The organism is Arthrobacter sp. LAR12-1-1.1 (genome assembly GCF_040676555.1).
Classification (GTDB): domain Bacteria; phylum Actinomycetota; class Actinomycetes; order Actinomycetales; family Micrococcaceae; genus Arthrobacter.
Genome location: NZ_JBEGIG010000067.1, coordinates 19,622 through 44,910 on the forward strand (window position 1 = coordinate 19,622; position 25,289 = coordinate 44,910).

The window sequence follows — 25,289 nt, forward strand, 5'->3', positions numbered from 1 at the left end:
AGCATCCCGTTGCGCTAGCACTTGTGGCTGTTCCGGGGCACCCAGGGCAGCCACAACTGATAGCGCAACCGAGGGGCGGCGGCTGAAAAAGGGCAAAAAGAAGCCCCGGCGGCCTTACGCCACCGGGGTTCGATTCTTATCTGCGCCGGCCCTGCTGGGGCCGGCCCTGTGTTAGGAAGCCAGGACCTCGTCGAGAACGCTTGCAGCCTTCTCTTCATCAGTCTTTTCAGCCAGTGCCAGTTCCGAAATCAGGATCTGGCGGGCCTTGGCCAGCATGCGCTTCTCTCCTGCGGAGAGACCCCGGTCGTGATCACGGCGCCAGAGGTCGCGAACGACCTCGGCTACCTTGATGACGTCACCGGAAGCAAGCTTTTCCAGGTTTGCCTTGTAACGACGCGACCAGTTGGTGGGTTCTTCAGTGAACTCGGCCCGCAGCACATCGAACACATGCTCCAAGCCTTCTTTGCCCACTACGTCCCGAACCCCAACCAGGTCAACGTTTTCTGCTGGAACTTCAATGGTCAGATCACCCTGAGCCACCTTGAGCTTGAGATACATCTTCTCTTCGCCCTTGACGGTGCGCATCTTGATTTCTTCAATTTTCGCTGCACCGTGGTGAGGGTAAACTACTGTCTCGCCGACCTCAAAAACCATGTGGACATTCCCCTTTCCCGCAGACCAGTTTATCACGATTAAGGCATACAACTGGCATCTAAACGTGCCGGAAACCGCATGAATCCGGGGAAAATGGCCGCAATCCACCCCCTCAAACCCCTTGACGAATGCGGATAATAGTGCCTGCAGCCTTAACTGCCAAGAGGTTTCCGGCCCCCGCCAAGCCGGGTCTCGTCGCCGGAGACGCACGGCTACCCGCGCTTGTGTGTAGGCGCCGAATCCTTGTTTGAGGCCGATTGCGGCTAGGCTATGGCTGAATAATGTTTCAAGACTCTCAAGGAGTGCGTGACGTGCGTTTCACTGCGATGAACCGGGGCCAGCGCGGCAAGCTGGCAATGGCAACGGCGGCACTTGGCATCGGCCTGCTGTCCCTGACCGGCTGCGGCTACCTCAACGCCCAGCAGACCACGGCGCAGTACTCGGCCTCGGACGGAACCCGGACTGATCTCGGTGCGCTGCAGCTGCGCAACTTCATCATCATCTCCGATGGCGAGGACAAACCGGGCCGCGTGATCGGCGCCGTGTACAACACGTCCTCCAACGACGTGGTGCTGACCATTAAGGGTGCGGAGGGCTCGCAGACCCAGGTTCCGGTCAAGCAGAATTCCTACACCATGCTCAACGATTCCACGGACGCCGCGATCCTGAGCACCTCCGGAGCCAAGCCGGGCGCGATGGCGGAAGTCACCATCTCCGAGGACGGCACCAACAAGGACGCCATGTTCAAGGTTCCGGTCCTGGACGGGACGATCGTCGACTACAAGACGTACCTGCCGACGCCGGAGCCCACCGCCGCCAGCACGGCATCGTCGTCCGAGACGGCAACCTCGACCGAGACGGCCACGCCGACGCCGAGCAGCACCGCCGGCCACTAGCCCAGCGGCTGGACCTATGCAAAAGGAGGGGCACCTGCCGGTGCCCCTCCTTTTGCATGTCCCTGGACTTGCTGCCCGGGACGTCCAACTGCGTCGACGTCCCGCTGCGTGGACTTCCAGCTGCCCGGCCGGGCCGCCGGGCAGCTTCGTCCGGCTTTAGGGCTCGAACTTGTAACCCAGCCCGCGGACCGTGATCAGGTACCGCGGCGCGGAGGCATCCGGCTCGATCTTGCTGCGCAGCCGCTTGACGTGGACGTCAAGGGTCTTGGTGTCCCCCACATAATCGGAGCCCCAGACCCTGTCGATCAGCTGACCGCGGGTCAGGACCCGGCCGGAGTTCCGCAGCAGCATTTCCAGCAGCTCGAACTCTTTGAGCGGCAAGGCGATCTGCTCGCCCCCGACGCTCACCACATGGCGTTCAATGTCCATCCGGACAGGACCGGCCTGCACCGTGCTGGAGACGAGTTCCTCCGGCTCGCTCTGGCGCCGCAGGACGGCACGGACCCGGGCCACGAGTTCCCGCGAGGAGTAGGGCTTGGTGACGTAGTCGTCGGCACCCAGTTCCAGCCCCACCACCTTGTCGATTTCCGAGTCCTTGGCCGTCAGCATGATCACGGGCACACCGGAGCGCTGCCGGAGTTGGCGGCAGACCTCCGTGCCGGACTGGCCCGGCAGCTGCAGGTCCAGGAGTACGAGATCGGCGCCGTTGCGGTCGAATTCGGTGATGGCGTCCAGTCCGTTGTCCACCACCTCGACTTCGAACCCTTCTTTACCCAACAGATAGGACAGGGGGTCGCTGAAGGACTCCTCGTCCTCGACAATCAGAATCCGGCTCAAGCGGTAGCTCCTTGCTCATGGACGCCGGCGGCGTCACGTCGTTGCGGTCTGGGGTCCCGGCTGGAGGTGTGGGCCGCGGGCTTGCCCGCATCAGAGGCGTCGCCGTCGTCCTGCCCTTCCATCTCGGGAAGTCGAATGGTGAACGTGGAACCCTGGCCGAGCTGGGACCACAGGGTCACCTCGCCGCCGTGGTTGGAAATGACGTGCTTGACGATGCTCAGGCCAAGCCCCGTGCCTCCGGTCTGCCGGGAGCGGGCAGCGTCCACGCGGTAGAAGCGCTCGAAGACGCGCTCCTGGTCCTCGGCGCTGAGCCCGTCGCCCTGATCCGTCACCGAGACCGCCACGAGGCCGTCCTTGGCCCGGATGCCCACACCCACCTTGGTGTTCTCCGGCGAGTAGCGGATGGCGTTGTCGATCAGGTTGCGCAGGGCGGTGACGAGGAGGTCCTGGTCGCCGTAGACCATGGCGTCGGCGTGCCCGCCGACCACCAGCTGGATGTTCTTGCTCTCGGCCGGCAGCTGGGAGCGGTCCACGGCCTCACTGACCACAGTGTTGATGTCCACCGGGCGGCCCTGCTGCGCGACGTTGGCGCCCTGGAGCCGGGAGAGTTCGATGATGTCCTGGACCAGGGCCGCAAGCCGGGTCGATTCCTTATGCATGCGCTTGGCGAACCGCTTGACCGCCTCGGGGTCGTCGGCGGACGACTCGAGCGCCTCGGCCAGGAGCGAGATCGCCCCGACCGGTGTCTTCAGTTCGTGGGAGACATTCGCGACAAAGTCGTTGCGGACTTCCTCCGTGCGGGTGAATTCCGTCCGGTCATCGGCCAGCAGGAGGATGTATTCCTCCGTGATGACGGCGGCCCGGACCTGGACCACGATCGTTCCCTGTCCGAGCGGGCCGCGCGGCAGCTCCAGCTGCTTTTCGAGGATGACACCGTCCCGCCGCACCTTGGCCGTCATCTCCAGCAACTGCTGGTGCACCACGGTGTGCCCGCGGACCAAGCCATAGGCGTATGCGGCCGGGCTGGCGCGGACCACGCCGTCGATCGCGTCAACCACCACGAAAGCGCGGCCGAGGACGGCGAGCACCTCCGCGGCACCCTCGGGCAGCGAGGGGTCGTCGACGTCGACGTCCACAATGTGCCGCTGCTGCTCACTCACCCGGAACGCGAGTACGCCGAACATGCCAAACGAGAGGCCGATCAGGCCGGCGATCACGCCGATGAGCATTGGATCCACGGCTCCAGCTTATGCTCTGCCACACGACCGAAACCGAAATCTCCTGCGATTCGGGCGCCGGTTCAGCTAACGTTCACCTATTGGGGCGTAACAGTTCACCGGATACTGAAAGAGTTGACAGTTGGAGCGCCGGTAGGTGAACCGAAATAGGCCCGCCGCTTCGACTGCAGGCAATATTTCCGAGGAAAGGACGCACACGTGCGTAAGGTTTTTCAGGAGGAGCTCGCCCAGGTAAGGGAACAGCTCGTCGAGATCTCAGCGTTGGTCACAGAGGCCATCGACAAGGCCACGACAGCTTTCGAGGGCGCCGATATCGACCTCGCCGAGGACGTGATTGCCGCCGATGCCCGCATCGACTTCCTGCAGAACAGCCTCGACGAGCGCGCCATCGACATCCTTGCCCTCCAGGGTCCGGTGGCGAGCGATCTGCGCATGCTGGTTGGTTCGCTCCGGATGAGCGCCTCGCTGGAGCGCATGGGCGACCTCGCCCGCCACCTGGCCCAGCTGGCGCGTCTGCGCTACCCGGAGTCAGTGGTTCCGGATCAGCTGCGGGAGACTTTCAAGAGCTTCGCGGAACTGGACCTGCTGATCGCCCAGAAGCTCACGGAACTGCTGGCAACCCGCGACCTCGGCGTGGCCCGGGAAATCATGAAGGCCAACAGCGAGGTCAACGACCTTCACCTGAGCGTTTTCAAGGCGATCGCGCGCAGCGACTGGCAGGAGTCGCCGGCCACGACGGTGGACGTTGCCCTGGCCAGCCGCTACTTTGAGCGCTTCGCCGACCACGGCGTCTCGGTTGCCCAGAAGGTCACGTACCTCGTCACCGGCGCGTGGCAGCCGAACAGCATCGAACACATCTGACGCCGGCCCCGCGCTGACACAACCGCGCTGGGGCAACTGCGCTGACACAACGACGGCGTCCGGTCACCTTGGGGGTGGCCGGACGCCGTTGTTTGTATCCTTTGCGCTTGGCGCCGTTCGGGGCGGGAACCGCCTACTTCTTGCCTTGGTTGGCAACTGCCTTGATGGCCTCGGCGGCGGCCTCGGGGTCGAGGTAGGTGCCGCCCGGGTTCAGCGGCTTGAAGTCCTCATCCAGTTCGTAGACCAGCGGGATGCCGGTGGGGATGTTCAGTGCGGCGATGTCCTCGTCGCTGATCCCGTCAAGGTGCTTGACGAGGGCGCGGAGCGAGTTGCCGTGGGCAGTGACCAGGACGGTCTTCCCAGCCCTGAGGTCTTCCTTGATGTCCGATTCCCAGTACGGCATGAGCCGGATCAGGACATCCTTGAGGCATTCGGTGCGCGGGACGGCGTCGCCGAGGTCCGCGTAGCGCGGGTCCCCCACCTGGGAGAACTCGGAATCGTCGGCCAGGGGCGGCGGCGGGGTGTCGTAGGACCGGCGCCACAGCATGAACTGCTCCTCGCCGAATTCGGCGAGGGTCTGGGCCTTGTCTTTGCCCTGCAGTGCGCCGTAGTGGCGCTCGTTGAGCCGCCAGTCACGCTTGACGTCGATCCAGCCGCGGTCGGCCTTTTCCAGTGCCATGTTCGCCGTGTTGATGGCCCGCTTCAACCGTGAGGTGTAGAGGATGTCGGGGAGGATGTTGTTCTCCACGAGCAGCTCGCCGCCGCGCACGGCCTCGGCACGGCCCTGGTCGTTGAGGTCAACGTCCACCCAGCCGGTGAAGAGGTTCTTGGCATTCCAGTCGCTGTGGCCGTGGCGCAGCAGAATCAGCTTGTAAGTCATGGTTTTCATCCTAGCCGAGCGGTCGGCGGCGGTGCCGTGCGTTACACGCCGCGCGGTTGACGGCCGGGTTTCACCACGCCCTCACCGCAATGCACGGTCACCTCGCGCCCATCCCGCGGCTCACCATGGCCACAAGTGACCCCGCGTTGGAGGATAGGCTTGGGCGGTGGTGCAGAAGGCTGAACGGGTGCTGTCCCCCCGGAACCAGGGCGGAACGAGAAGCGGCGCGCGCGGCGGCAGGCCCGTGGGCAACGTGACCCGTGGCACCACGAACCCCAACCGGATGCGCCGGGTGGACCGCTGGCTGACCGGGCCGCAGGCGTGGCGGCTGCGCGCCGCGGCCCATCCCCTCGCCGTCGACCTCGGCTACGGCGCCTCGCCGGCCACCGCCGTCGAACTCTTCGAACGCCTCGCGGGGGTCCGCGCGGACATGCAGATGGTGGGGATCGAAATCGAACCGGAGCGTGTCCGGCAGGCCCAAGCTCTTGAACGGCCCGGCCTGATGTTCCAGCTGGGCGGCTTCGAGCTGCCGGTGACCGGAAATCCCGTGTTGGTCCGCGCCTTCAACGTGCTGCGGCAGTACGAGGAAGCCGACGTGGCCGGCATCTGGCAGCTGGTGCAGGACCGTCTCGCTCCGGGCGGGCTGTTCATCGACGGCACGTGCGATGAAATCGGGCGCCGAGCGGCCTGGGTGGCGCTCGACGTCGAGCGGCCGCTGAGCCTGAGCGTGTCCATGCGGTTCGGTGCTTTCGCGCTGCCCTCAGACGTCGCCGAAAGGCTGCCGAAGGCCCTGATCCACCGCAACGTGCCCGGCGAGAAGATCCACGCCTACCTGCAGGCAATGGACAAGGCCTGGCTGGAAGCGGCGCCGCTGGCGTCGCTCGGCAGCCGGCAGCGCTTCACAGCAATGTGCCGTGCACTGCTAGACGCCGGCTGGCCCATCCAGGACGGCCCGTCCCGCTGGCGGCTGGGCGAAGTAACGGTCAGCTGGGAAGCCGTGGCCCCGGGAAGCTAGCCGGTTCCGGATCTCAGCGAGCTTGCGAGCTGAGGGGGCTGGTGCTGGGCCCACGCCGGCAGGGTTCCCTCAGCGAGCCTGCGAGCTGAGGGGGCTGGTGCTGGGCCCACGCCGGCAGGGTTCCCTCAGCGAGCCTGCGAGCTGAGGGGGCTGGTGGGGATCACCAGGGCCCGTAGGGGCCCATGTTGCTGCCGCGGCCGCGACCGGCGTCCTTGACCGCGGGGCGGACATCGGCGAGGTACACGGACGCGGCCGTCACCGCCGCAAGGCCGAAAATGCCAAGCGAACTGGCGCCGCCACCGCTGCCCAACTGCGAGAGCAGGGAGAACAGGCCCACGGCGAACGCGCCGCCGGTCAGGGCCAGCCAGAAGGTCTTGGTCCGCTTCGATACGGCCTCGAACGCGTTGGCCTTGTGCCGGAGGCAATCGAAAAACGCCCACGCCTCCAAGGCAAAGGCCACTACGGCAAGGACCAGGTAAACCCCGGATTCGACAAAGTAAATCAGCATGCGTCCGTCCACTCCCCCAGCCTAGCCGTCCAGAGTGCCCAACGCCTGCTCCAAATCGGCCCAAAGGTCTTCCACGTTCTCAATGCCCACGCTCATCCGGACCAGGTTGTCCGGTACGCTCTCCGGCTCGGCCGTGTGCCGGCGCCGGCGTTCGATCAGGGATTCCACCCCACCCAGGGACGTGGCGGGGAGCCAGAGGTGCAGGGCGCGGATCATCCGGTCCGCGGCCTCGGCGCCGCTGATGCCACCGTCCCGCCCAACTACGGGGGCAACCTCAATGCACAGGATGGACCCGAACCCCTTCATCTGCTCCTTAGCCCGCACGTGGCCGGGGTCCGAGGCCAGTCCGGGGAACCGGATGCCGGCAATCCGCGGATGACCGTGGAGCCGTTCGGCCAGGACCTGGGCCGACGCCTGCGAACGCTCGATCCGCAGCGCCAGGGTGCGGAGCCCGCGCAGCGCCAGCCACGCCTCGAACGGTCCGGCGATCCCGCCGTGGATGGTGCGGTGGTGCAGCAGCGCGGCGCGGAGACCGGCGTCGGAGGTCACCAGCGCACCGAGCACGACGTCGGAATGGCCGGAGAGGTATTTGGTCACCGAATGCAGCACGACGTCGGAGCCCAGGCTCAGGGGCTGCTGCACCAAGGGCGTGGAAAAGGTGTTGTCCGTGACGACGATCGCACCGGCCTCATGCGCCGCGGCGGTCAGGGCCCGCATGTCCGCGACGCCGAGCATGGGGTTGGTGGGACTCTCCAGCCACAGCATGCTGGCGGCGCGGCCGCCGGCCGGGGCAATTGCGGCCACGACGGCGTCGGTGTCCGCGATGTCCACCGTCCGCAACTCGAGGAAGCCTTTGGCCGCCAGTTCGGTGGCCATGGTGACCGAGCCCGCGTAGCTGTGCGAGGGCATCACGAGCACGCCCTGGGCGGGCACCAGGGACAGTGCCGAACTCACGGCGGCGAGCCCAGAGGCGTAGAGCAGCCCCGGCAGCTCCGCACCTTCCAACTGGCCCAGCGCCTCTTCGAAGGGGTCCCACGTGGGATTGGAATACCGGCCGTAGCCGCGATCGCCGTCCCCCAGCGGTCCGGTGCCGAAGTAGGTCGAGGACAGCACAAGCGGCGGGTTGACGGGTTCGTCGCGGGTGCGCGGCGGGCGCCCTGCCGCCACAACCAGGGAATCCGGCGAAAGCGCGGCGGCCTGTTGTTCAGAAAGACTCATGGAGACAGGGTACGTGGGCGCCCCGCAGGGTACCCAAGGCGTTACGCCGGGCACTGAAGTGTCGGTGATTGTCGGTACTCTTGAACGGTGACTACCCAGAGCCCCGGAGCGGCCCGCCGACCGTTGCCCGGACTGTTTATTGCCTTCGAGGGCGGAGACGGCGCCGGCAAGTCCACGCAGGCGGCCGAACTCGCCAAAACGCTGGAATCAGGGGGCTTCACAGTGCTACGGACCCGGGAACCGGGCGGCACCGCGATCGGCGAGAAGCTGCGTTCCCTCGTGCTGGATCACGGCCACGGCCACATCGACGCCCATACCGAGGCCCTTATTTTCGCGGCGTCCCGTGCCGCGCACGCGAGCCAGGTCATCCGGCCCGCCCTGGAACGCGGCGAGATCGTCCTCACGGACCGGTACATCGACTCTTCGGTCGCGTACCAGGGCGCCGGCCGCGGCCTCGGGACGGAGGCGGTCCGGGACATCAATGCCTGGGCGACATCGGACCTGCAGCCGGACCTGACGGTACTTCTCGACGTCGAGCCCGCTGTTGGCCGGCAACGGCGCACAGCCGGCGAAGCCCCCGAAGACCGCCTCGAGTCCGAGGCCGACGAATTCCACGCCAAGATCCGGGCGGCCTTTCTGGACCTGGCAGCGGCAAGGCCCGAAGCCTATCTGGTGCTGCCCGCCCGTCTGCCCGTCGCCGAACTCGCGGCCCGGATCTTCGAGCGCGTCGAAACCTTGCTGGCTGTCACCCAAAGCAGCATGGCATGACCGTCTGGGACGATCTTCAGGGCCAGGACGCCGTCGTGGCCCAGCTGCGCCAGGCGGCCCAGGGTGAGGGGCTAACGCACGCGTGGCTTTTCACCGGCCCGCCCGGCTCCGGCCGTTCCAACGCCGCGAAGGCCTTCGCTGCGGCCCTGAACTGTGACCAGGAGGACGTCAGCCTGCGCGGCTGCGGCGAATGCCCGGCGTGCCTGACCATCCTCGGCGAGACCCATTCCGACGTCGCGTTCGTGCGCACGGAGAAGGTCACTATCACCATCGATGAGGCACGCGAGCTCGTGTCCACCGCCGGGAACCGGCCCTCGTCGGCCCGGTGGCGGATCATCGTGGTGGAGGATGCGGACCGGATGGCCGAGCGGACCACCAACGTGCTGCTCAAGGCCATCGAGGAACCCACTCCCCGCACCGTCTGGATGCTCTGCGCGCCCTCCCCCGCCGATGTCCTCGTGACGATCCGCTCCCGCTGCCGGCCAGTGGCGCTGCGGCTTCCGCCGGCCGCCGCCGTCGCGGCCCTGCTGGTTAAGCGCGACGGCGTGGACCCGGCGGTTGCCGAGCGCGCGGCCCGCGCCGCGCAAAGCCACGTGGGGATCGCCCGCCGCCTGGCCCGGGACCCGGAGGCCCGGGAGCGCCGCCTTGAGACGGTGCGGTTTCCGCTGTCCCTTCGCGGCGTCACCGCGGCGGTCATGATGGCCGAAAAGCTGGTCAAGATCGCCACCGAGGAAGCCAACAGCTCCAATGACGAGCGCGACGCCGCCGAGAAGACCGCGTTGCTGGCCACCCTCGGGGCGCCCGAGAGCGGCACGTTGCCGCCGGCCATGCGGAGCCAGGTCAAGCAGCTCGAGGACGACCAGAAGCGCCGGGCCAAGCGCTCCATCACCGATTCCCTTGACCGCACCCTGACGGATTTGCTGTCCTTTTACCGGGATGTCCTGATCATCCAGATGGGGAACGCCGTGGAGCTCGTCAACGTTGAACTCAGAAGCGAACTCGAAGACTTCGCCTCCCGCTCCACCGCCGAAGTGACCCTTGCCCGCATGGACGCCGTCAACAAGGCCCGCACGCGGATCACCACCACCAACGTGGCTCCGCTGCTGACGATCGAGTCCATGGCGTCCAGCCTTATTTGACGGTCCCGGCCGCTCCAACGAACATCTTCGCTCCGTTCCTATCCTCCAAGGAGAACCGCATGAAGCCTGCTCGACCCCAGTCCGCAAGATCCCGATCCCTGGCGATCGGCATGCGGGCCGTCGGTGCCGCGGCCCTGGCCCTCTCACTGGCCTCGTGCACTCTTTTCGGCGGCGGGGGCGACGGCGGGCCGAGTGCCGCCAAATCGGGGACACCGGGGCAGGCGGACCCATCAATTGTGGCGGCGGCGCCCGAGGACCTGCGCAGCTACTACTCCCAGCAGGTCGACTGGAAGCCGTGTGAGGGCAGCTTCCAGTGCGCCAAGGTCAAGGTTCCGCTGGACTACAGCAAGCCCGACGGCGACCGCATTGAGCTTGCCGCCATCAAGCTAGCCACGAATGGCGACAAGAAGGGCACCCTGCTGGTCAATCCGGGTGGCCCGGGCGGCTCGGGCTACGACTTCGTCCGGGACGCGGCCAACACCAACATCTCGGACAAGGTCCGCTCCGCCTATGACATCGTGGGCTTCGACCCCCGCGGCGTGAAGCGCTCCGCCCCGGTCACGTGCCTGACAGACAAGGAACGCGACGCGTCCCGCGCCAAGATCTACGCTCTGGACACCGACGCCGGACTGGACGCGGCCCTCGCCGACAACAAGGCCATCGCGGCCAAGTGCGTGGAGAAGACCGGCCCGGTCCTGGCCCACATCGATACGATCAGCGCCGCGAAGGACCTCGACATCCTCCGCGGAGTGGCCAACGACGCGAAGCTGAACTACCTCGGCTACTCCTACGGAACCCTCCTGGGCTCCACCTATGCATCGCTGTTTCCGGACAACGTTGGCCGGTTGGTCCTGGACGGCGCCATTGACCCGTCCCTGAGCTACGAGGAACTGACCAGCGGGCAGGCCGTGGCCTTCGAGAAGGCCCTCCACGCCTACGTCGCAAAATGCCAGCAGAGCAGCGGTTGCCCGCTCACGGGAAGCACCGAGGAAGGCGTCCAGCAGATCCACAACGCCATCACCGCGGCGGAGGCGAACCCGCTGCCGGCGAAGGACGGCCGGAAGGTCTCGGGTTCGACGTTTGTCAGCGGCCTCATCATCCCGCTCTACAACAATGACAACTGGCCGATCCTCACCCGGGCGCTCGCAACCGCCCTGGCCGGCGACGGCACGGGCATGCTCCAGCTGGCCGACTTCGGCGCCGACAGGGACCCCAGCGGCACCTACACGTCGAACAGCACCTTCGCCTTCAACGCCATCAACTGCCTGGACTACCCGATGGTGTCCGACACCGCTTCCATGCGGGCCGAGGACCAGAAGCTGCGCCAGCTGTCGCCAACGTTGGGCTACTACTTCGCCTACGGCGGAAGCAACTGCAAGGACTGGCCGTACAAGAACGCCCGGACCCCTGCCGCGGCTGAGTACAAGGGCTCGGCCCCGATTGTTGTTGTTGGGACCACAGGCGATCCGGCTACCCCCGTGGAATGGGCCAGCGCCCTGCGCAAGCAGCTCGGCAACGCCTCGCTGCTGACATGGAAGGGCGAGGGCCACACGGCCTACGGCCGCTCCAACAGCTGCATCGGCAACGCCGTCGACGACTACCTGGTGGACGGCAAAGCCCCGGCGGACAACACTGTCTGCTAGGACCGCGATGGGGCCGCAAGGCGGCTTCTGCCGCTCATTTTGACCCGGACGCCGGGACTCTATTACAGTTGTCTCTTGCATGATCCGCCCGGTTCGCCGGGCATTCATGTGGTTGCTTCCTTAGCTCAGTTGGTAGAGCGTCTCACTCGTAATGAGAAGGTCGCCAGTTCGATTCTGGCAGGAAGCTCGGGAAGAACCCCGTATCTCCGCTGATTCAGCAGGGATACGGGGTTTTTTGTTGGTTGCGGCGAGATGGACGTATGAGGCCCTGGTAAACGAATCCCCGCACTCTGTTCTGCGCGCGGGGATTCTAGGCGAGCGTCTCACCTGGCCCGGGCGCTGTGACTTCAAGGTGAGGGAATAGGGCCCCGGTGTTCCGATCGTGTAGCACCAAACTAGAGTCTGTGAGACTCAGGAACCAGTCAGAGCGGCGTACCGCAATCCCGAGTCCCGCAGTTCCGAGACCGAGGCGACCGGGTAGCCTGCACCGGCCAGCTCTGACAGCAGTCCGCTCATTCGTTGCGAAGCCCTGCCTCCCCGCGGCGCGGACGGGTCGTCCCCGAAACCATTGTCAGCTGGCGTGGCTCGCCAGGACCCGTTCAGTGACGGATGGTAGTCGCGCCTGCCCTTCAGGCGGAGATCGGTAAGTTCCGTCAGCCCCGTGAGGGCGGACAGATCGCCGTCGACCACCCGCGTAGTTCCGTAAGCATGCAGCGTCTTCAGGTGGCGGAGGTTGGCAAGCGGGGCGAATGATGCAATATCGCCGGACTCAGCGATGTTCAGGTAGGTCAGCCCGGTGAGGAGGCCGATCTCATCGAGGGTGGACACACCACGGCATGATTGCAGAGCCAGTCTCCGCAGCGTCTTAGGCGCAGAGGCAGAGCCGAGGTCTGTCACATCTTTCAGCAGGGGGGGCACCAAAGATTCCGAGCTCCTCCAATGAGGCGAACGCGTCAACCCCGTTCAGGGACTCGAGGCGTGGACGGTCCTTCATTCTGATCGTGGTCAGGTTGCGGTTGCTTGCGAGTGGCAGGAGGTCCCGTGGCGTGTAGGAGCCTGCGTAGAGGTACTCCAGTGTGGTGCAAGTCGCGGTCGGACGCCGGCGGCCCGCTGGTGGATCGGCGGGGACGTCTTGTGGTTCGTGCCGAGCAGAAGGTCGCCAGTTCGATTCTGGCAGGAAGCTCGAGAAGAACCCCTATTTCCGCTGATTCAGCGGAAATAGGGGTTCTTTGCTGTGAAGCGTAGAAGCCGGTGTCAGCGCCGCGCGGTCACCAGCAGGTCCCCCACCTGACAGTCCAGCGCTTCGCAGATTGCCGTCAGCGTGGAGAACCTGATCGCCTTCGCCCGGTCGTTTTTGAGCACCGACAGGTTCACCAGACTCACCCCGACCTGCTTACTCAGCTCCGTCAGGGTCATACCCCGAGCCCCCAGAAGTTCGTCGAGGCGGCAGTGAATATCAGTGGAGTCGTCTGCCGGCATCAGACCAGGCCATCCGTGTCCTGCTGAAGGCGGCGGCCGAACTGGAAGACACCGGCGACGAGCACCAGGACCAGGCCCAGCAACACCGGAGCGAGGTTGAAGTCAGCCGAGAAGCTGTAGGCCTCCCCCGGGGTGCGGGCGTTGGCACCGATCAGTTCTGCCAGCCGGCTGCGTGCAATGGAGTCAAGAATCTGCCCCACGGTCCCGAACACGGTCAGGGCGGCGCCGCAGGCACCGACGATCCATGCGGATCCGGAAGTGAACAGAGTCTCACTCCGGAGCCGGCGGGCCAGCAGGAACACCAAAACAAGGAGAGCCAGGAAGCCGATCTGGTTCAGCGAATCGGCCCATGCCAAAAGCTCTCCGGGACCTGACGGAAGAGTCGGAAGAGTGGCTTCCATGGCCGTAAAGTGTCCGGTCACCCCCGGCAGGAGGCCCGTGGCGGCATGATTCGCCGTGGCCACCGGAAGCACCAGCGTCACTGGACCGCTGGTGTAGCCGATGATGCCGGCAACAGTCGTCACTGTCGTCAGCACAGCAACGGCCGCCGATGCGATCATGAACACGACTGCGTCCGCTCTGGATACGACCTTCTTCCCGCCGTTGTCCGGCCGGGTGTCATTTTTCGTCAGTTTCATCGTTCCCCCCAAGGCATATCGACATTCGTTAATAACGATAGTCGATAAACTACCCGCTGATCCTCCGGTGGTCCAGCCGGATTCTCCGGGCTGGCGGGCCGCTGCCCGGACTAGTCTTCGTGCGGGTCAGTGCGGTCTGGCTCGGCGTTATCCTCGGATTCTCTGTACCGGATTTCGGCGACCTTTTTCCGGGCGTCTTCCCGAACGTCGGAGAATCTGATGACAGGCCAGTCGTAGTTTGCAATCAAGTCCGTGAGGCGCGCGATGATGAGGCTCCCTTCGAGCGGGTCATCGATGTAGGCCAAGGTGACTGGAACGGCCCGCCCCATGTCGGCGATGACTTCCCCCTGACCGGGAGTGGCGAAATCCGGCCGGCCGGTTGTTGTGGTCAGAAATGTCCGCTCTTCAGCGTTGAGATAGGCGATCCTGTCGATCCGTGTGACGTTGAGGGCGTCGGTGGATGTCTGAAGAATGCGCATGGTCCATGCCTTTCTCGCTTCTGCTGTCAGGCTACTCCGGTGCCGTCCTCCTCGGGAGCCGCCGGCGCAAGGACTCATGTCTGCCACGGCGGACAACGGGCTGGCAGGTGGCTGGCGGAGAAACCGACCAGATCGCCAGTTCGAGAAGAACCCCCGGAAATCAATGATTTCCGGGGGTTCCGTCGTAGTCCTCGGCGCGTACCGGATCCTGGTCCCAGTTTCCGCCCGCTCACTTCGGTCAGGCACTGGCCCCAGGGGTGAAGTAATTGTGGACGTCCAGATACTTCACCGTAGGCGGCGCGGGGATACCGACTTCAGCAGAGAACGGGCCGATCTGGTCCTTCGCAAAGGCGTCGTAGAGCTCCTTCGTCTCCCATAGGTCGGTAACGAGGATCCCGTCGTCGGTGGCGGCCACCCAGTGGCCGAGGGCGCCAACCGGCGCGGGCCCTCCGGGCGTAAGGCCCATCTTGCCGATGACTTGGTCGTATTGCTCCAGCGTGGCACCGGCAAATTCCATGATGACTGCGACGGCCATTGTCTTCTCCTCACAGGCGGCAGGCCGCAAGGCAACGGCCTGCGATTGGTTTGATACGGCACGGTCTACGCCCGAGCCGGGCAGTCGTCAATACGTCGCGGAGTGAGGTCAACGTGAGTCCCGCGGACCACCGTCAGTACCGCCATAGCCCTGTTACTGGGGTGAGCTCATGGTTGTGAAGCCTTCAATCCGTCATTGTGGGTCCCCCGGCCCGCACAGTGCGGATCGGCTGTCAAAAAGTACCAAGCCGCAGGCAAGAAAAAGCCACTTTGGTCAAAATTTCCTTCCGCGCCTCGACCCGGCCACAAGGACCTGACCTGCGTATTGTCTTTTTCCAGGCCGTCCGCCAGCCTTAGTGAATGGAACGGCCCGGGCGCAGGCTGCCAGCCCGCCAGCAGGAATTCCCGCCGCCGCGGCCCGGAGGCCAACCCGACAATCGGCTGCGCCGGCTATGGGGCCCGGTTGTCGGATTCGGCCTGGTCAGCCTCGCCACTGACATGGTGTCCGACGGCGCCCGCCCCCTGGGAGGTCCCCTACTCGCCCAGCTCGGCGCGTCCGCGCTATTCGTCGGTCTCGTGACCGGCGCCGCGGAGGCCGCGTCCCAGGGACTCCGGCTGGTATTCGGCCCCTGGGCGGACCGCACCGGGAAGTACTGGACCTTCACGATGGCCGGGTATGCCCTCACGGCGCTGTGCGTACCGCTGCTGGCGTTGACGCCCCTCGCCGGGACCGCCGGACTGGTCCTGGCGGCCGTGCTCATCATCGGGGACAGGGTTGGCAAGGCTGTCCGCAGCCCGGCGAAAACCGTGCTGCTCGCCGCCGCCGTCCAGCCGGTTGGCCGGGGCCGCGGCTTCGCCGTCCACAAATCACTCGACTTGGCCGGGGCGCTCCTGGGCCCGTTGCTCGTTTCGGCGGTCCTGGTTGCCACCGGCTCGCTGCCGGCAGCCTTTGCGGTGCTCGTCATTCCGGCGGTGGCGGCGCTGGCGATTCTCGTTTGGTTGCGTCGCCGGGTCCAGGAACCCGGCGCGGACACGCCAGCGCCCGACGCCGACCCCGTCGTCTTCCCGGGGCCGGAGGCCGCGCCCGCGGCGACGCCGCGCGGTTCGCACTCCGGCACGGCGCCAGCCCAAGGGAAGGCTGCCGGCCGGCCGCCGTCGGCGATTTCCGGCCCCTTCATCCTGTTTGCCGCTGCCGCATTCTTTTGGAGCGCCGGGCTCGTGGCGTTCGGCGTTATCTCCTACCATCTGACGGCCGCCGTGGCCGTGCCCGTCCCGGTGGTCCCCTTGCTCTACGCCGGCGCCATGGGCGCCGCCGCCATCGGGGCCCTCGCCAGTGGCGTCATTTACGATCGCGCCGGGGCGGCCGTGCTCCTGGCGCTGCCCGTGCTGATTGCAGGGGTGCCAGTACTGGCCCTGGCGCCGAGCGCCGGGCTCGTTCTGGCCGGCGTCCTGGTCTGGGGCACCGCCATGGGTATCCAGGACTCCACGGTCAAGGCGTTGGTCGCAGATCTGGTGCCCCAGCCCCGGCAGGGCACGGCATACGGGGTGTTCGCGGCGTTCGAGGGGGCCGGAGCATTGGTCGGCGGGGCCTTGTACGGGTCACTCTACAGCGCGCGGCCGGCGCTCATCATTACCGTTGCCGCCCTCCAGGCAACGGCCCTGGTCCTTCTGGTGGTAACGCTGCGCAGGGCCCGGCACCCGTCACCGGCTCACGGGCCCGCCGATGGGCGGACTTAGCGCGCCCAGACGGACGCCGCGCCCGAATGTCCCGTGATGATGCTCTGGTAGATGAAGAAGGCGCCTGTCACGACGCCGGCGATCAGGAGCGCCACTCGGACGCTCCTGATGTCTCGAAGTCCACCGAGGAACGCCAGCCTCCGGCCGAAGGGTTCATAGGTGACCACCAGCATCGCCGCGACCAGGACGAAAAAGATCACGGAAACCACCTTGAGCACATCGCCCTGCTGGGCGTGCTCGTGAATCAGGGCCGACGCCGGGCGTGCCTTCTCCAGCTGCTCGCCTGCCTGCGCCGTCAGCAGAGTCACCGGAACCAGCCCCAACGACAACACGCCCAGGGGCCACGCCAGGTAGGTCCGCCAGCGCGGTGCCGCGGCATAGACAATGGCGCCCAGACCTGCAATCGGCGCGAGCACCACCACGGCGTGGACGAGCAGGATGTGGGCCGGCAGCCCGCCAATTTCGATCAAGTGAACACTCCTCCGCAACCTGGCGCCGCCTGCTCTCATGACGGTGCCACGAGCTGGGCTTTCGTGGCGGGGCCGGACTCCTATGATTCTTGCATGGGAACGCGGGAACTCGAGGGCATTGCCGGGCCGCTGTATGCACTGCCGTACGGCGAGTTCGTGGCGGCAAGAACGGCCGCGGCCAAAGACGTCGCCGCCGTTGGCCTCACCGCGGCCGAGCAGCGCGCCCTGGCAGCCGAAGTCCGGGCCCTGCCCAAACCGTCGGTGGCGGCGTGGGCAGTGAACATGCTGGCGGCGCACAGCCCCGAAATCCTGCGGGAGCTGGCTGGGCTGGGAACCTCGATGCAGGCCGCGCAGGACGCCCTGGATGCAGCCGACCTCCGCCGCCTCGCGCAGCAGCGGCGCCAGCTTCTCGCCGGCGCGGTAAAGGCAGCACACGCCCTGGCCGCCCAGCACGGACGGGCCATCAGCGCCGGCGTGGCGACGGAGGTGGAGCAGACCCTGCGTGCCGCCACCGCCGACCCGGGGGCCGCGGCTGCCGTGCAAAGCGGCTGTCTGCTCCGGACACTCTCGGCGGACGGGGTCGACGTCGTCGATCTCGCCGGCGCCGTCGCTGTCCCGGGGAGCCAGGTGGCGGCCGCACCGGGTACCGGAGCCGCGCGCGGAACGGCCGGCGGCGGGGCGCCCGGGGCCCGCGGGAGCGAACCGGCGGCCCGGGCCGCGCACCGCGGCGAGGCTGCCGGCGGACAGTCAACGGAACAACCCCGCCTCCGGGCCGTCGGGAAAGCACATGTGGCGCCCACGCCGTCGGCTGTGGAACGGGCGCGGACCGGCCTGGAAGCGGCCGAAGAGGCCGCCGCTGAGGCCGACGGGGACTCACGCCGTGCGGCCGCGGAGCTGGCGGAGGCGACGGCGGAAAGCACTCGGCTGGCCGATGAGGCGCGCGATCTCAGGCGGCGTCTGGACGTAGTTGAAGCCGAGCTCAAGGGAGCACGGAAGCGTCACGAGCAGGCGGCGGCCCTTGCGCAGCAGACGGCACGGGCCGCGGACCGGCAGCGCCGTAAGGAAGTCCTGGCTCGGGAGCGGGTGCTGCGGCTCGGCAACACGCCGGAGGGGTGAAGTCTTCCTGTCGGAGGTCGGTTGCACACTGGAATCATGGAGAACAACCAGAATTTCCAACAGAGGTTCCAGCCGGGTTTCAACGGCGCACAGGATGGCGCACTGTATTTCGAGGTCACCTACCTGGACACCGACTGCGGCCGGATCCGTTCCGAGAGCTTCGATGACGCTGCCGCCGCGGACCGCTTCGCCAGCCGGTGCGTGGCGGGCGAGGACGGCTGGGCCGTCGTCGATGCCATCCCGGCGAAAGAGCGCCGGGCCGCCGCCTGACTCCGGAGCGGCGTCTATTTCGGAGGCTTCACGGTCCCGGCGGGTGTCACGGTACCGGCAGGCGGGGCCGCGGGAACGGGCGCGGCCGCGGGAACGGGCGCGGCCGCGGGAACGGGCGCGGCCGCGGGAATGAGCCTGAGCGCAGGAAGGGCCTCCACCCTGTGCGGGGTGGAGGCCCTGTGCGAACGTCAGCTGGCTGCCGGCGTCGTGGGACTGTTGCTTAGGCGAAGTCGGAGACAGCCGGATCCGGGCCGATCCGGCCGGCGTCTTCGGCGGAACGGTCCAGTCCGTTGATGGCCTGGAGGTCGGTCTCGTCGAGGGTGACGTCCAGGGCCGCGTAGTTCTCGCGGATCCGGGACTCGGTGACCGACTTCGGGATGACCACGTTGCCGATGGCCAGGTGCCACGCGATGACAACCTGGGCCGGGGTGGCGCCGTGCTTGGCGGCAATCTCGGAGATGACAGGGCTCTCGAGCAGCTCCCCGCCCTGGCCCAGCGGCGACCAGGCCTGGGTGAGGATGCCCTTGGACGCGTTGAATTCGCGCAGTTCGGCCTGGCTGAAGAACGGGTGCAGCTCGACCTGGTTGATGGCCGGAACCACGCCGGTCTCATCGATCAGGCGCTGCAGGCCCTCCTTGGTGAAGTTGGAGACGCCAATCGTCTTCACCCGGCCCTGCTTCTGGAGTTCGATGAGGGCTTTCCAGGTGTCGACGTATTTGTCCTGCTTGGGCTGCATCCAGTGGATCAGGTACAGGTCCAGGGTCTCCAGGCCCAGCCGCTGCATGGACTCCTCGAACGCCTTCAGGGTGGACTCGTAGTCCTGGTCCGCGTTCCACAGTTTGGTGGTGATGAAAATTTCCTCGGGCTTGAGGCCGGAGCGCTCAATGGCGCGGCCCACGCCTGCTTCGTTGCCGTAGATCTTTGCCGTGTCGATGTGGCGGAAGCCGGCCTCGAACGCCTGCACAACCACCTTTTCGGCCACGTCATCTTCAACCTGCCACACCCCGTAGCCAAGCTGGGGGATGGTGTTGCCGTCATTGAAAGTCAGTTCCGGTGAAAAAGTCATATAAGTATCCTGCCAATATCGGCGCCGTGCGGCCAGCGTCCGGGCGAAGCTAAGCTAGGCGCGTAACCGGGAATACAGGGAATCTCAGGAAATCTCAGGGACTATCAGGGATGCCGGCAAAGCCGGAAGCAGGCCATCACCGGGCGCCAATGAGCGGAACGGCTCAGGTGGGCGTCGGCCCGTCGCCGTAGGCCTCCGCAAGCCGCCGCTCTGCGTCGTGGACCTGCTCCAGCACGGAATCGGCGCGGCGCCGCACCGACGCGGCCCCCGCCGGGACCGGCCCAACGGCGAGCCGGAGCATCGCGGCCGCCTCAGCCGTCATGGCCAGGGAATTGCCTGCCGTCGACAAGGCCCGGTGAACGCCAGCCAGCGGCCCCGGGATATCCAATCCATTGCTGGGAAACCGCCGCTGGGCCTCCACGCAGACCTGCCGCACCCGGGGCGCGAGCGCGGAGAGCTGGTTGGCGATGTCGACGAGCTCGCCGTACAGCGCCTCGTCCTCGACCCCCTCGAGGACCTGGTGGTAGCGGTCAAGTCCGCGGTTGAACCGGTCATGGGCGCGCCGCCAGAGGCCTTTGCCGAGTTCGGCGTCGTCCCTGCGGCCTTGCCGGGCTGCGCTGAAGAAGCCCAAGGTCGCGCTAAAGGTACTGGCCCGGACCGTGGTCCGGGTCTGCGGGTTCGGGCGGCTCCGAGGAATCCGCGCCGCGACGCGGCGCTGCGGCCCGGACCGGCTCGCCGTTCTCCCCGATGATGACGCCCGGTGCGATCACTGTGCCGGGCGGCAGCTGGCGCAACTGCATCTGGGCGTAAGCGTGCTCCCTGGCGGCGTGCTGCGCCGCGATGGCCGTCTGGATGCCGTGGAACAGTCCCTCAAGCCAGCCGACCAGCTGTGCCTGGGCGATCCTCAGTTCCGCGTCGGAAGGGGTGGCGTTCTCCGGAAAGGGAAGGTTGATCCGTTCGAGCTCCTCAACAAGCTCCGGAGCCAGGCCGTCCTCGAGTTCTTTGATGGAACGGTCGTGGATTTCAGCCAGCCGGACGCGTGCCGCGTCGTCCAGGGGCGCGGACTTCACCTCGTCCAGCAACTGCTTGACCATCGTGCCGATCCGCATGACCTTCGCGGGTTGGTCCACGAGGTCCTGAAGTTCGCTTCCCCGGGGCGGCCTGGGCCCGGAACCGGGTCCACCGGCGTGGGCGGCCGTGGCCGGTGGTGCCAAGGGCGTACCGGGCAGGGTGTCGTCCAGGGGCGTGCCTTCGACGGGCACGTCGTCGGCAGTTTGGGCGCCGGACTGAGTGTCGTGCTGATCGCTCATGGCTTCATACTCTCACGCGCCGGGCGACGCGGACCCGGCGTCCGCCGGAAGCGGAGGGGGCGGCGTCGGACACTCTCGTGCCCGGCACCGCCCCTCCCCCGGCCCCTGCCGGACAGCTGCTCAGCAGCGCCCGCTCAGCAACACCGACCCTGCGGACTGGTGTCCTGCCGGTCGGTCCGGTCACGCCAAAACTCCCGCTCAGTCAGGGGAGGGCTGGTGTGTCCAGAGGCCTCATGGTGCTCCCGGTACTTCTTGTAGGCATCGGCGCCCAGCACTGCGCCGAGGTACCCGGCAACCCCGCGGAACCCGGCAAGTACCGCGTTCACGTCCGGGCTCCGCATCAGTGGTGCCCGGACTTTTCGAGCCGCTCTACGGCCGGGTGCTGGTTCCACTCGGTCACTAGGTCGCGCTCCGCCGCCGTGGGAACAAACCCTGCCGGAGCGAAGACACGGGAGGCCCGGGCGGGGTCTTCGTTCTCGGCGTTGGGAAGCCCCGCGGCCGTGTTCCGCAGGGCCTTGATGGTTGCCATCACTGCGGTGACGATGACGATGATACTCAGCACCACGAAGATGATCGACAGCCATCCCTGGATCATGGTGTTGCGGACCACGGCCTCCATGGCGGCCTGGGTCTTGGCGGTTCCGAAGGAGGTCTTGCCGTCCGCAAGAGCCTTGGCGAAGGCTGCATTGTTGGCGAAGTAGCCCACCGCCGGAACGGGCGAGAAGATCTTGTAGAAGCTCGCCGTGATGGTCACGACGGCGGCAAACGCCAGCGGCGCCGCCACGATCCACAGGTACTTCAAGGCCGTGCGCTTGGCGGCAATGGCCAGACAGACCGAGAGGGCTATGGCGGCCAGCAACTGGTTGGCGATGCCGAACAGCGGGAACAGGGTGTTGATGCCGCCCAGCGGGTCGGTGACGCCCATCAGCAGGACCGCGCCCCAGGCGGCCACCATGATGGCAGTGCAGAGCCAGGCACCCGGGCGCCAGGAGTGTTCCTTGAACTTCGGGACGAAGTTGCCGATCGAGTCCTGCAGCATGAACCGGGCAACGCGGGTGCCGGCGTCGACCGCCGTGAGGATGAAGAGGGCCTCGAACATGATGGCGAAGTGGTACCAGAACGCCATCATCGCGGTGCCGCCGATGAACTGCTGCATGATGTGGGCAAGGCCGACGGCGAGGGTGGGGGCGCCGCCCGAGCGGGACACGATGCTTTGCTCCCCCACGTCCTTGGCCGTCTGTGCGAGATCGCCGGCCGTGATGTTGACGCCGGACAGGCCCAGGCCGTTGACCCACGCGGCCGCGGTCTCGACGGTCCCGCCGGTCAGCGCCACGGGGGCGTTCATGGCGAAGTAGATGCCGCGGTCAATGGAGATGGCCGCCACAAGGGCCATGATTGCCACGAAGGATTCCATGAGCATGCCGCCGTAGCCGATCAGGCGCGTCTGGCGTTCCTTCTCGATCAGTTTCGGTGTGGTGCCGGAGGCGATCAGGGCGTGGAACCCGGACAGCGCGCCGCAGGCGATCGTGACGAACAGGAACGGAAACACGGCGCCGGAGAAGACCGGACCGTTGTCGCGGCCGGCATACTCGCTGAACGCCGGCACCGTGATCTCGGGGCGGACCACGATGATGGCCAGGGCCAGCATCACGATCACGCCGATCTTCATGAAGGTGGAGAGGTAGTCGCGGGGGGCCAGGAGGAGCCAGACGGGGAGGATGGCTGCGATGAAGCCGTAGATGATGAGGCCCCACGCGATGGTGACCTTGTCCAGGTGGAAGAACGCGGCACCCCATTCGGTGCCTGCCACGGCACCGCCGCCGATAATGGCGGCCATGAGCAGCACAAATCCGATCAGGGAGACCTCCATGACCTTGCCCGGCCGGATGAAGCGCAGGTACACGCCCATGAAGAGGGCGATCGGGATGGTCATGCCGACCGAGAAGACGCCCCACGGGCTTTCTCCCAGGGCGTTGACGACCACCAGGGCAAGGATGGCGACGATGATCACCATGATCAGCAGGGTCGCGACGAGGGCGGCGGTACCGCCGATCACGCCGAGTTCCTCGCGGGCCATCTGTCCCAGCGAACGGCCGCCGCGGCGCATGGAGAAGAATAGGACGAGGTAGTCCTGGACGGCGCCGGCAAGGACGACGCCGATGATGATCCAGATCGTGCCGGGCAGGTAGCCCATCTGTGCCGCGATGACCGGGCCCACCAGGGGGCCGGCGCCGGCGATGGCGGCGAAGTGGTGGCCGAACAGGACGTTGCGGTCCGTGCGGACGTAGTCCTTGCCGTCTGCCTTGTATTCGGCCGGGGTGGCGCGGCGGTCGTTGGGCTTGAGCAGGTAGCGCTCAATGACCTTGGAGTAGAAGCGGTAGCCGATCAGGTACGTGCAGACCGACGCGAACACAAACCAGATGGCATTGACGGTCTCGCCGCGGATGATTGCGAGCATGAACCAGGCGACGCCGCCCAGCAGCGCTATGGCCGCCCACAGCGCGATCTTGGCGGACGTCCAGGTGCGTTCCGCGGAGTCGCGGACGGACTCATCCACCGATGTCGGTGGGAGGGACGGATCTGGAACGATCCCGTCCTCGAGTTGTGCGGTGGCGTGCATGCTGCTGTGCGTGCCGCTGTTTGTGCTTTCGCGTTGTGTGCCCTCTGGCATTGTGCCCATGTCTCCTCCTCGAGAATCCCAGCTGGGCAGTCCACCGGTGCAGAACTGCCCCCCGCACCCTACCAATGCGGCCGCGCCCTGGCGGCGCTCCTGCGCCGGGCGGCGTGGTTCGCGCGACGAGCGGTCGGCCGGGCTACCCCTGGAGGTTGCTGAGCTGCATGAGGCGGGCCTCGCAGAGGTCCAACCAGCGCACTTCGGCTTCGGTCTGGAAGATGAGGGAGTCCAGCACCAGGAGCCTGGCGGTGTCGGCCGGGCGCTGGAGCGCGGCTGTGTCGCGGCGGGACTTGGTGTACTCCTGCAGCGCCCGGATCGACACGGCCCGCTGGGCCTGGATGATGGCGCCGACGTCGGTCCCGGGAATCGTGAGGCCGAGCGCGAGCTTGATGGCCAGTTCATTCCGGGGCGGATTCGCGCGGGAAACCGGGGCCGCGAACCAGCCACTGACTTCTGTCCGGCCGGCCGGGGTGATGGTGTACATGACGTGCCCGTCGCCGTCGCCGCCGTCGTTGCGGACCAGCCCGTCGCGATCCAGCCGGTCAAGGGTGGTGTACACCTGCCCGATGTTCAGCGGCCAGGAGGAACCGGTGCGGTCCTCGAATTCGGTCCTGAGCTGGTAGCCGTAGCGCGGGCGGTCCTGCAAGAGGGCGAGGAGACTGTGGCGGATAGACATGGTGCTCCCGGAGGTCACGAAACCACACAGCATACACGCGCCCCAAGACGCGTGTATACCGCGTATGGACCTACGCTATCGTCTTTGCCGCCCGTACCGCAAAACAACGCATGCTCCGGGCGGAATAAGTTGCTCCCGACCTCCGGTTTTAAGCCGGCCGGCGCCCGGCTACATGACCAGCAGGACCTTGCCGACGTGGTCGCCGGAATCGAAGTAAGTGTGCGCGGCGGCGACCTGGGCCAACGGGAACGTCTTGGCCACGAGGGGCCTGATCCTGCCGTCGGTCAGCATCGGCCACACGGCGTCGCGGACGGCGTTCATGATCACGGTCTTTTCCTCGACCGGGCGGGGACGCAGCGCGGTGGCGATGATGGCGGCCCGCTTCCGCAGCAGCTGTCCAAGGTCCAGTTCCGCCCTGGCGCCGCCCTGCAGCCCGATCACCACGAGGCGTCCGTAGTCGGCCAGCGCATCGATGTTCTGCTCGAGGTACTTGGCCCCGACGACGTCGAGGATGACGTCCGCGCCTTTGCCGCCGTTCTGTGCGCGCAGGCTCGCCGGGAAGTCTTCTTCCGCATAGTTGATGGCGATGTCCGCCCCGAGGAAGGCCTTGGCGGTGCCGACCTTTTCCGCGTTGCCTGCCGTCGTGGCCACCCGGGCGCCAACAGCCTTGGCCAGCTGGATGGCCATGGTGCCGATCCCGCCCGTGGCCCCATGGATGAGGACAGTTTCGCCCGGCTGCAGCTGCGCCGTCATGATCAGGTTGGAATAGACCGTCGCCGCGACCTCAGGCAACGATGCCGCCGTGACCAGATCCACGCCGTCGGGGATCCTCAGGACCTGCCCGGCAGGAACGGCCACCTGCTGGGCATAACCGCCGCCGGCGAGCAGCGCCACCACCTTGTCCCCCACGGAAAATGCCTTGGTCACGCCCGGGCCGAACCCTGCAATCCGGCCGGAGACCTCCAGCCCGGGGATCTCGGAGGCACCCGGGGGCGGCGGGTAGAACCCTTTGCGCTGTTGGACGTCGGCACGGTTAAGGCCCGCGGCGACGACGTCGATCAGCACCTCGCCGGGGCCGGCCACGGGGGCCTGCACGTCGCGGACTTCCAGGACCTCGGGACCGCCGGGCTCTGAGATATAGACAGCCTTCATGGAGTACTCCCGATTCCTAACTGGCTCCGCG

Annotated in this window: 28 protein-coding genes and 1 tRNA gene; 10 read left to right on the plus strand and 19 right to left on the minus strand. The window is 66.8% G+C overall.

Annotation, left to right across the window (positions count from 1 at the left end; translation table 11 throughout):
* Positions 1 to 171: 171 nt before the first annotated feature.
* A complete protein-coding gene (locus tag MRBLAR12_RS21140) occupies positions 172 to 654 on the minus strand; it encodes a CarD family transcriptional regulator (protein ID WP_026266570.1) in 483 nt (160 codons plus the stop codon).
* Positions 655 to 980: 326 nt separating this feature from the next.
* Between MRBLAR12_RS21140 and MRBLAR12_RS21145 the strand changes: the two genes are divergently transcribed.
* Positions 981 to 1,550 carry a hypothetical protein gene (locus MRBLAR12_RS21145; RefSeq protein WP_229992779.1) on the plus strand — a complete coding sequence of 190 codons (570 nt, stop codon included), beginning with the start codon at positions 981 to 983 and terminating at the stop codon, positions 1,548 to 1,550.
* Positions 1,551 to 1,706: 156 nt separating this feature from the next.
* On the opposite strand, the gene MRBLAR12_RS21150 is transcribed toward MRBLAR12_RS21145, so the two are convergent.
* Positions 1,707 to 2,387, minus strand: a complete 681-nt coding sequence (locus MRBLAR12_RS21150) for a response regulator transcription factor (RefSeq protein ID WP_090583992.1) — start codon at positions 2,385 to 2,387, stop codon at positions 1,707 to 1,709.
* A complete protein-coding gene (locus MRBLAR12_RS21155) occupies positions 2,384 to 3,616 on the minus strand; it encodes a sensor histidine kinase (protein ID WP_229992778.1) in 1,233 nt (410 codons plus the stop codon). Before MRBLAR12_RS21155 ends, MRBLAR12_RS21150 begins: the two co-directional genes overlap by 4 nt.
* A gap of 207 nt (positions 3,617 to 3,823) precedes the next feature.
* Between MRBLAR12_RS21155 and phoU the strand changes: the two genes are divergently transcribed.
* Positions 3,824 to 4,486, plus strand: coding sequence for a phosphate signaling complex protein PhoU (gene phoU, locus MRBLAR12_RS21160; protein ID WP_229992762.1), 663 nt, complete (start codon positions 3,824 to 3,826; stop codon positions 4,484 to 4,486).
* A gap of 133 nt (positions 4,487 to 4,619) precedes the next feature.
* Here phoU and MRBLAR12_RS21165 read toward each other — a convergent pair whose 3' ends face one another.
* Positions 4,620 to 5,366 (minus strand): phosphoglyceromutase, encoded by a 747-nt coding sequence (locus MRBLAR12_RS21165; protein WP_229992761.1) that lies wholly within the window; start codon positions 5,364 to 5,366, stop codon positions 4,620 to 4,622.
* A 166-nt stretch (positions 5,367 to 5,532) separates the two neighbouring features.
* Here MRBLAR12_RS21165 and MRBLAR12_RS21170 point away from each other — a divergent pair, with 166 nt between their 5' ends.
* Entirely contained in the window at positions 5,533 to 6,381 is an 849-nt protein-coding gene (locus tag MRBLAR12_RS21170) for a class I SAM-dependent methyltransferase (RefSeq protein WP_364748167.1), read from the plus strand.
* Positions 6,382 to 6,541: 160 nt separating this feature from the next.
* On the opposite strand, the gene MRBLAR12_RS21175 is transcribed toward MRBLAR12_RS21170, so the two are convergent.
* Positions 6,542 to 6,901 (minus strand): DUF2516 family protein, encoded by a 360-nt coding sequence (locus MRBLAR12_RS21175; protein WP_229992759.1) that lies wholly within the window; start codon positions 6,899 to 6,901, stop codon positions 6,542 to 6,544.
* A 9-nt stretch (positions 6,902 to 6,910) separates the two neighbouring features.
* Positions 6,911 to 8,107, minus strand: a complete 1,197-nt coding sequence (locus MRBLAR12_RS21180) for a trans-sulfuration enzyme family protein (RefSeq protein WP_364748170.1) — start codon at positions 8,105 to 8,107, stop codon at positions 6,911 to 6,913.
* An 87-nt stretch (positions 8,108 to 8,194) separates the two neighbouring features.
* On the opposite strand from MRBLAR12_RS21180, the gene tmk reads away from it, so the two are divergent.
* The 4 genes from tmk (at position 8,195) to MRBLAR12_RS21200 (ending at position 11,844) form a co-directional block, all read left to right on the plus strand.
* The gene (tmk, locus tag MRBLAR12_RS21185) at positions 8,195 to 8,875 is read left to right on the plus strand and encodes a dTMP kinase (RefSeq protein WP_364748172.1); all 681 of its coding nucleotides are present in this window, start codon (positions 8,195 to 8,197) and stop codon (positions 8,873 to 8,875) included.
* Positions 8,872 to 10,014 (plus strand): DNA polymerase III subunit delta', encoded by a 1,143-nt coding sequence (locus MRBLAR12_RS21190; protein WP_229992756.1) that lies wholly within the window; start codon positions 8,872 to 8,874, stop codon positions 10,012 to 10,014. Before tmk ends, MRBLAR12_RS21190 begins: the two co-directional genes overlap by 4 nt.
* A 59-nt stretch (positions 10,015 to 10,073) precedes the next feature.
* The gene (locus tag MRBLAR12_RS21195) at positions 10,074 to 11,657 is read left to right on the plus strand and encodes an alpha/beta hydrolase (protein ID WP_364748175.1); all 1,584 of its coding nucleotides are present in this window, start codon (positions 10,074 to 10,076) and stop codon (positions 11,655 to 11,657) included.
* A 114-nt stretch (positions 11,658 to 11,771) separates the two neighbouring features.
* Positions 11,772 to 11,844 (plus strand) — tRNA-Thr (locus tag MRBLAR12_RS21200).
* A gap of 224 nt (positions 11,845 to 12,068) precedes the next feature.
* On the opposite strand, the gene MRBLAR12_RS21205 is transcribed toward MRBLAR12_RS21200, so the two are convergent.
* The 5 genes from MRBLAR12_RS21205 to MRBLAR12_RS21225 form a co-directional block, all read right to left on the minus strand.
* Positions 12,069 to 12,485 carry a hypothetical protein gene (locus MRBLAR12_RS21205; RefSeq protein ID WP_364748178.1) on the minus strand — a complete coding sequence of 139 codons (417 nt, stop codon included), beginning with the start codon at positions 12,483 to 12,485 and terminating at the stop codon, positions 12,069 to 12,071.
* A gap of 426 nt (positions 12,486 to 12,911) precedes the next feature.
* Positions 12,912 to 13,136, minus strand: coding sequence for a helix-turn-helix domain-containing protein (locus MRBLAR12_RS21210; protein ID WP_364748180.1), 225 nt, complete (start codon positions 13,134 to 13,136; stop codon positions 12,912 to 12,914).
* Complete coding sequence (locus MRBLAR12_RS21215) at positions 13,136 to 13,774, minus strand: hypothetical protein (protein ID WP_364748183.1); 639 nt, start codon at positions 13,772 to 13,774, stop codon at positions 13,136 to 13,138. The genes MRBLAR12_RS21210 and MRBLAR12_RS21215 overlap by 1 nt, the downstream gene beginning before the upstream one ends.
* A 110-nt stretch (positions 13,775 to 13,884) precedes the next feature.
* A complete protein-coding gene (locus tag MRBLAR12_RS21220; RefSeq protein ID WP_229992751.1) occupies positions 13,885 to 14,253 on the minus strand; it encodes a hypothetical protein in 369 nt (122 codons plus the stop codon).
* Between the two features lie 238 nt (positions 14,254 to 14,491).
* Entirely contained in the window at positions 14,492 to 14,788 is a 297-nt protein-coding gene (locus tag MRBLAR12_RS21225) for a hypothetical protein (protein WP_229992750.1), read from the minus strand.
* 359 nt (positions 14,789 to 15,147) lie between these two features.
* Between MRBLAR12_RS21225 and MRBLAR12_RS21230 the strand changes: the two genes are divergently transcribed.
* Positions 15,148 to 16,524, plus strand: a complete 1,377-nt coding sequence (locus tag MRBLAR12_RS21230; protein ID WP_364748186.1) for an MFS transporter — start codon at positions 15,148 to 15,150, stop codon at positions 16,522 to 16,524.
* Here the strand turns inward: MRBLAR12_RS21230 and MRBLAR12_RS21235 are convergent.
* On the minus strand, positions 16,521 to 16,994 hold the full coding sequence (locus MRBLAR12_RS21235; RefSeq protein WP_229992748.1) for a DUF2231 domain-containing protein: 474 nt from the start codon (positions 16,992 to 16,994) through the stop codon (positions 16,521 to 16,523). The genes MRBLAR12_RS21230 and MRBLAR12_RS21235 overlap by 4 nt on opposite strands.
* Before the next feature lie 93 nt (positions 16,995 to 17,087).
* Here MRBLAR12_RS21235 and MRBLAR12_RS21240 point away from each other — a divergent pair, with 93 nt between their 5' ends.
* A complete protein-coding gene (locus MRBLAR12_RS21240) occupies positions 17,088 to 18,110 on the plus strand; it encodes a hypothetical protein (protein WP_364748189.1) in 1,023 nt (340 codons plus the stop codon).
* 36 nt (positions 18,111 to 18,146) lie between these two features.
* Entirely contained in the window at positions 18,147 to 18,380 is a 234-nt protein-coding gene (locus MRBLAR12_RS21245; protein WP_364748192.1) for a hypothetical protein, read from the plus strand.
* A gap of 220 nt (positions 18,381 to 18,600) precedes the next feature.
* Here MRBLAR12_RS21245 and MRBLAR12_RS21250 read toward each other — a convergent pair whose 3' ends face one another.
* From MRBLAR12_RS21250 to MRBLAR12_RS21280, 7 genes are all read right to left on the minus strand, one after another.
* Entirely contained in the window at positions 18,601 to 19,446 is an 846-nt protein-coding gene (locus MRBLAR12_RS21250) for an aldo/keto reductase (RefSeq protein WP_364748195.1), read from the minus strand.
* 163 nt (positions 19,447 to 19,609) lie between these two features.
* A complete protein-coding gene (locus MRBLAR12_RS21255) occupies positions 19,610 to 20,077 on the minus strand; it encodes a hypothetical protein (RefSeq protein ID WP_364748197.1) in 468 nt (155 codons plus the stop codon).
* Between the two features lie 7 nt (positions 20,078 to 20,084).
* Entirely contained in the window at positions 20,085 to 20,756 is a 672-nt protein-coding gene (locus tag MRBLAR12_RS21260) for a bacterial proteasome activator family protein (protein ID WP_364748200.1), read from the minus strand.
* Between the two features lie 134 nt (positions 20,757 to 20,890).
* Positions 20,891 to 21,097 (minus strand): YbdD/YjiX family protein, encoded by a 207-nt coding sequence (locus MRBLAR12_RS21265; protein WP_364748202.1) that lies wholly within the window; start codon positions 21,095 to 21,097, stop codon positions 20,891 to 20,893.
* Complete coding sequence (locus tag MRBLAR12_RS21270) at positions 21,097 to 23,376, minus strand: carbon starvation CstA family protein (protein ID WP_364748455.1); 2,280 nt, start codon at positions 23,374 to 23,376, stop codon at positions 21,097 to 21,099. Before MRBLAR12_RS21270 ends, MRBLAR12_RS21265 begins: the two co-directional genes overlap by 1 nt.
* A gap of 193 nt (positions 23,377 to 23,569) precedes the next feature.
* Positions 23,570 to 24,106: a PadR family transcriptional regulator gene (locus tag MRBLAR12_RS21275; RefSeq protein WP_364748204.1), complete on the minus strand. Its 537-nt coding sequence runs from the start codon at positions 24,104 to 24,106 to the stop codon at positions 23,570 to 23,572.
* A 168-nt stretch (positions 24,107 to 24,274) separates the two neighbouring features.
* Positions 24,275 to 25,258 (minus strand): NAD(P)H-quinone oxidoreductase, encoded by a 984-nt coding sequence (locus MRBLAR12_RS21280; RefSeq protein WP_364748207.1) that lies wholly within the window; start codon positions 25,256 to 25,258, stop codon positions 24,275 to 24,277.
* Positions 25,259 to 25,289 lie beyond the last annotated feature (31 nt).

Excerpts from the sequence above, each read along its gene's own strand:
- MRBLAR12_RS21225 (WP_229992750.1), bottom strand. The coding sequence starts at position 14,788 with ATGGCCGTCGCAGTCATCATGGAATTTGCCGGTGCCACGCTGGAGCAA.
- MRBLAR12_RS21180 (WP_364748170.1), bottom strand. The coding sequence starts at position 8,107 with ATGAGTCTTTCTGAACAACAGGCCGCCGCGCTTTCGCCGGATTCCCTG.
- MRBLAR12_RS21215 (WP_364748183.1), bottom strand. The coding sequence starts at position 13,774 with ATGAAACTGACGAAAAATGACACCCGGCCGGACAACGGCGGGAAGAAG.
- MRBLAR12_RS21250 (WP_364748195.1), bottom strand. The coding sequence starts at position 19,446 with ATGACTTTTTCACCGGAACTGACTTTCAATGACGGCAACACCATCCCC.
- MRBLAR12_RS21155 (WP_229992778.1), bottom strand. The coding sequence starts at position 3,616 with ATGCTCATCGGCGTGATCGCCGGCCTGATCGGCCTCTCGTTTGGCATG.
- MRBLAR12_RS21230 (WP_364748186.1), top strand. The coding sequence starts at position 15,148 with ATGGAACGGCCCGGGCGCAGGCTGCCAGCCCGCCAGCAGGAATTCCCG.
- MRBLAR12_RS21240 (WP_364748189.1), top strand. The coding sequence starts at position 17,088 with ATGGGAACGCGGGAACTCGAGGGCATTGCCGGGCCGCTGTATGCACTG.
- MRBLAR12_RS21195 (WP_364748175.1), top strand. The coding sequence starts at position 10,074 with ATGAAGCCTGCTCGACCCCAGTCCGCAAGATCCCGATCCCTGGCGATC.
- MRBLAR12_RS21270 (WP_364748455.1), bottom strand. The coding sequence starts at position 23,376 with ATGCACGCCACCGCACAACTCGAGGACGGGATCGTTCCAGATCCGTCC.
- MRBLAR12_RS21140 (WP_026266570.1), bottom strand. The coding sequence starts at position 654 with ATGGTTTTTGAGGTCGGCGAGACAGTAGTTTACCCTCACCACGGTGCA.
- MRBLAR12_RS21275 (WP_364748204.1), bottom strand. The coding sequence starts at position 24,106 with ATGTCTATCCGCCACAGTCTCCTCGCCCTCTTGCAGGACCGCCCGCGC.
- MRBLAR12_RS21190 (WP_229992756.1), top strand. The coding sequence starts at position 8,872 with ATGACCGTCTGGGACGATCTTCAGGGCCAGGACGCCGTCGTGGCCCAG.
- MRBLAR12_RS21220 (WP_229992751.1), bottom strand. The coding sequence starts at position 14,253 with ATGCGCATTCTTCAGACATCCACCGACGCCCTCAACGTCACACGGATC.
- MRBLAR12_RS21165 (WP_229992761.1), bottom strand. The coding sequence starts at position 5,366 with ATGACTTACAAGCTGATTCTGCTGCGCCACGGCCACAGCGACTGGAAT.
- MRBLAR12_RS21265 (WP_364748202.1), bottom strand. The coding sequence starts at position 21,097 with ATGCGGAGCCCGGACGTGAACGCGGTACTTGCCGGGTTCCGCGGGGTT.
- MRBLAR12_RS21280 (WP_364748207.1), bottom strand. The coding sequence starts at position 25,258 with ATGAAGGCTGTCTATATCTCAGAGCCCGGCGGTCCCGAGGTCCTGGAA.
- MRBLAR12_RS21245 (WP_364748192.1), top strand. The coding sequence starts at position 18,147 with ATGGAGAACAACCAGAATTTCCAACAGAGGTTCCAGCCGGGTTTCAAC.
- MRBLAR12_RS21145 (WP_229992779.1), top strand. The coding sequence starts at position 981 with ATGAACCGGGGCCAGCGCGGCAAGCTGGCAATGGCAACGGCGGCACTT.
- MRBLAR12_RS21260 (WP_364748200.1), bottom strand. The coding sequence starts at position 20,756 with ATGAGCGATCAGCACGACACTCAGTCCGGCGCCCAAACTGCCGACGAC.
- MRBLAR12_RS21210 (WP_364748180.1), bottom strand. The coding sequence starts at position 13,136 with ATGCCGGCAGACGACTCCACTGATATTCACTGCCGCCTCGACGAACTT.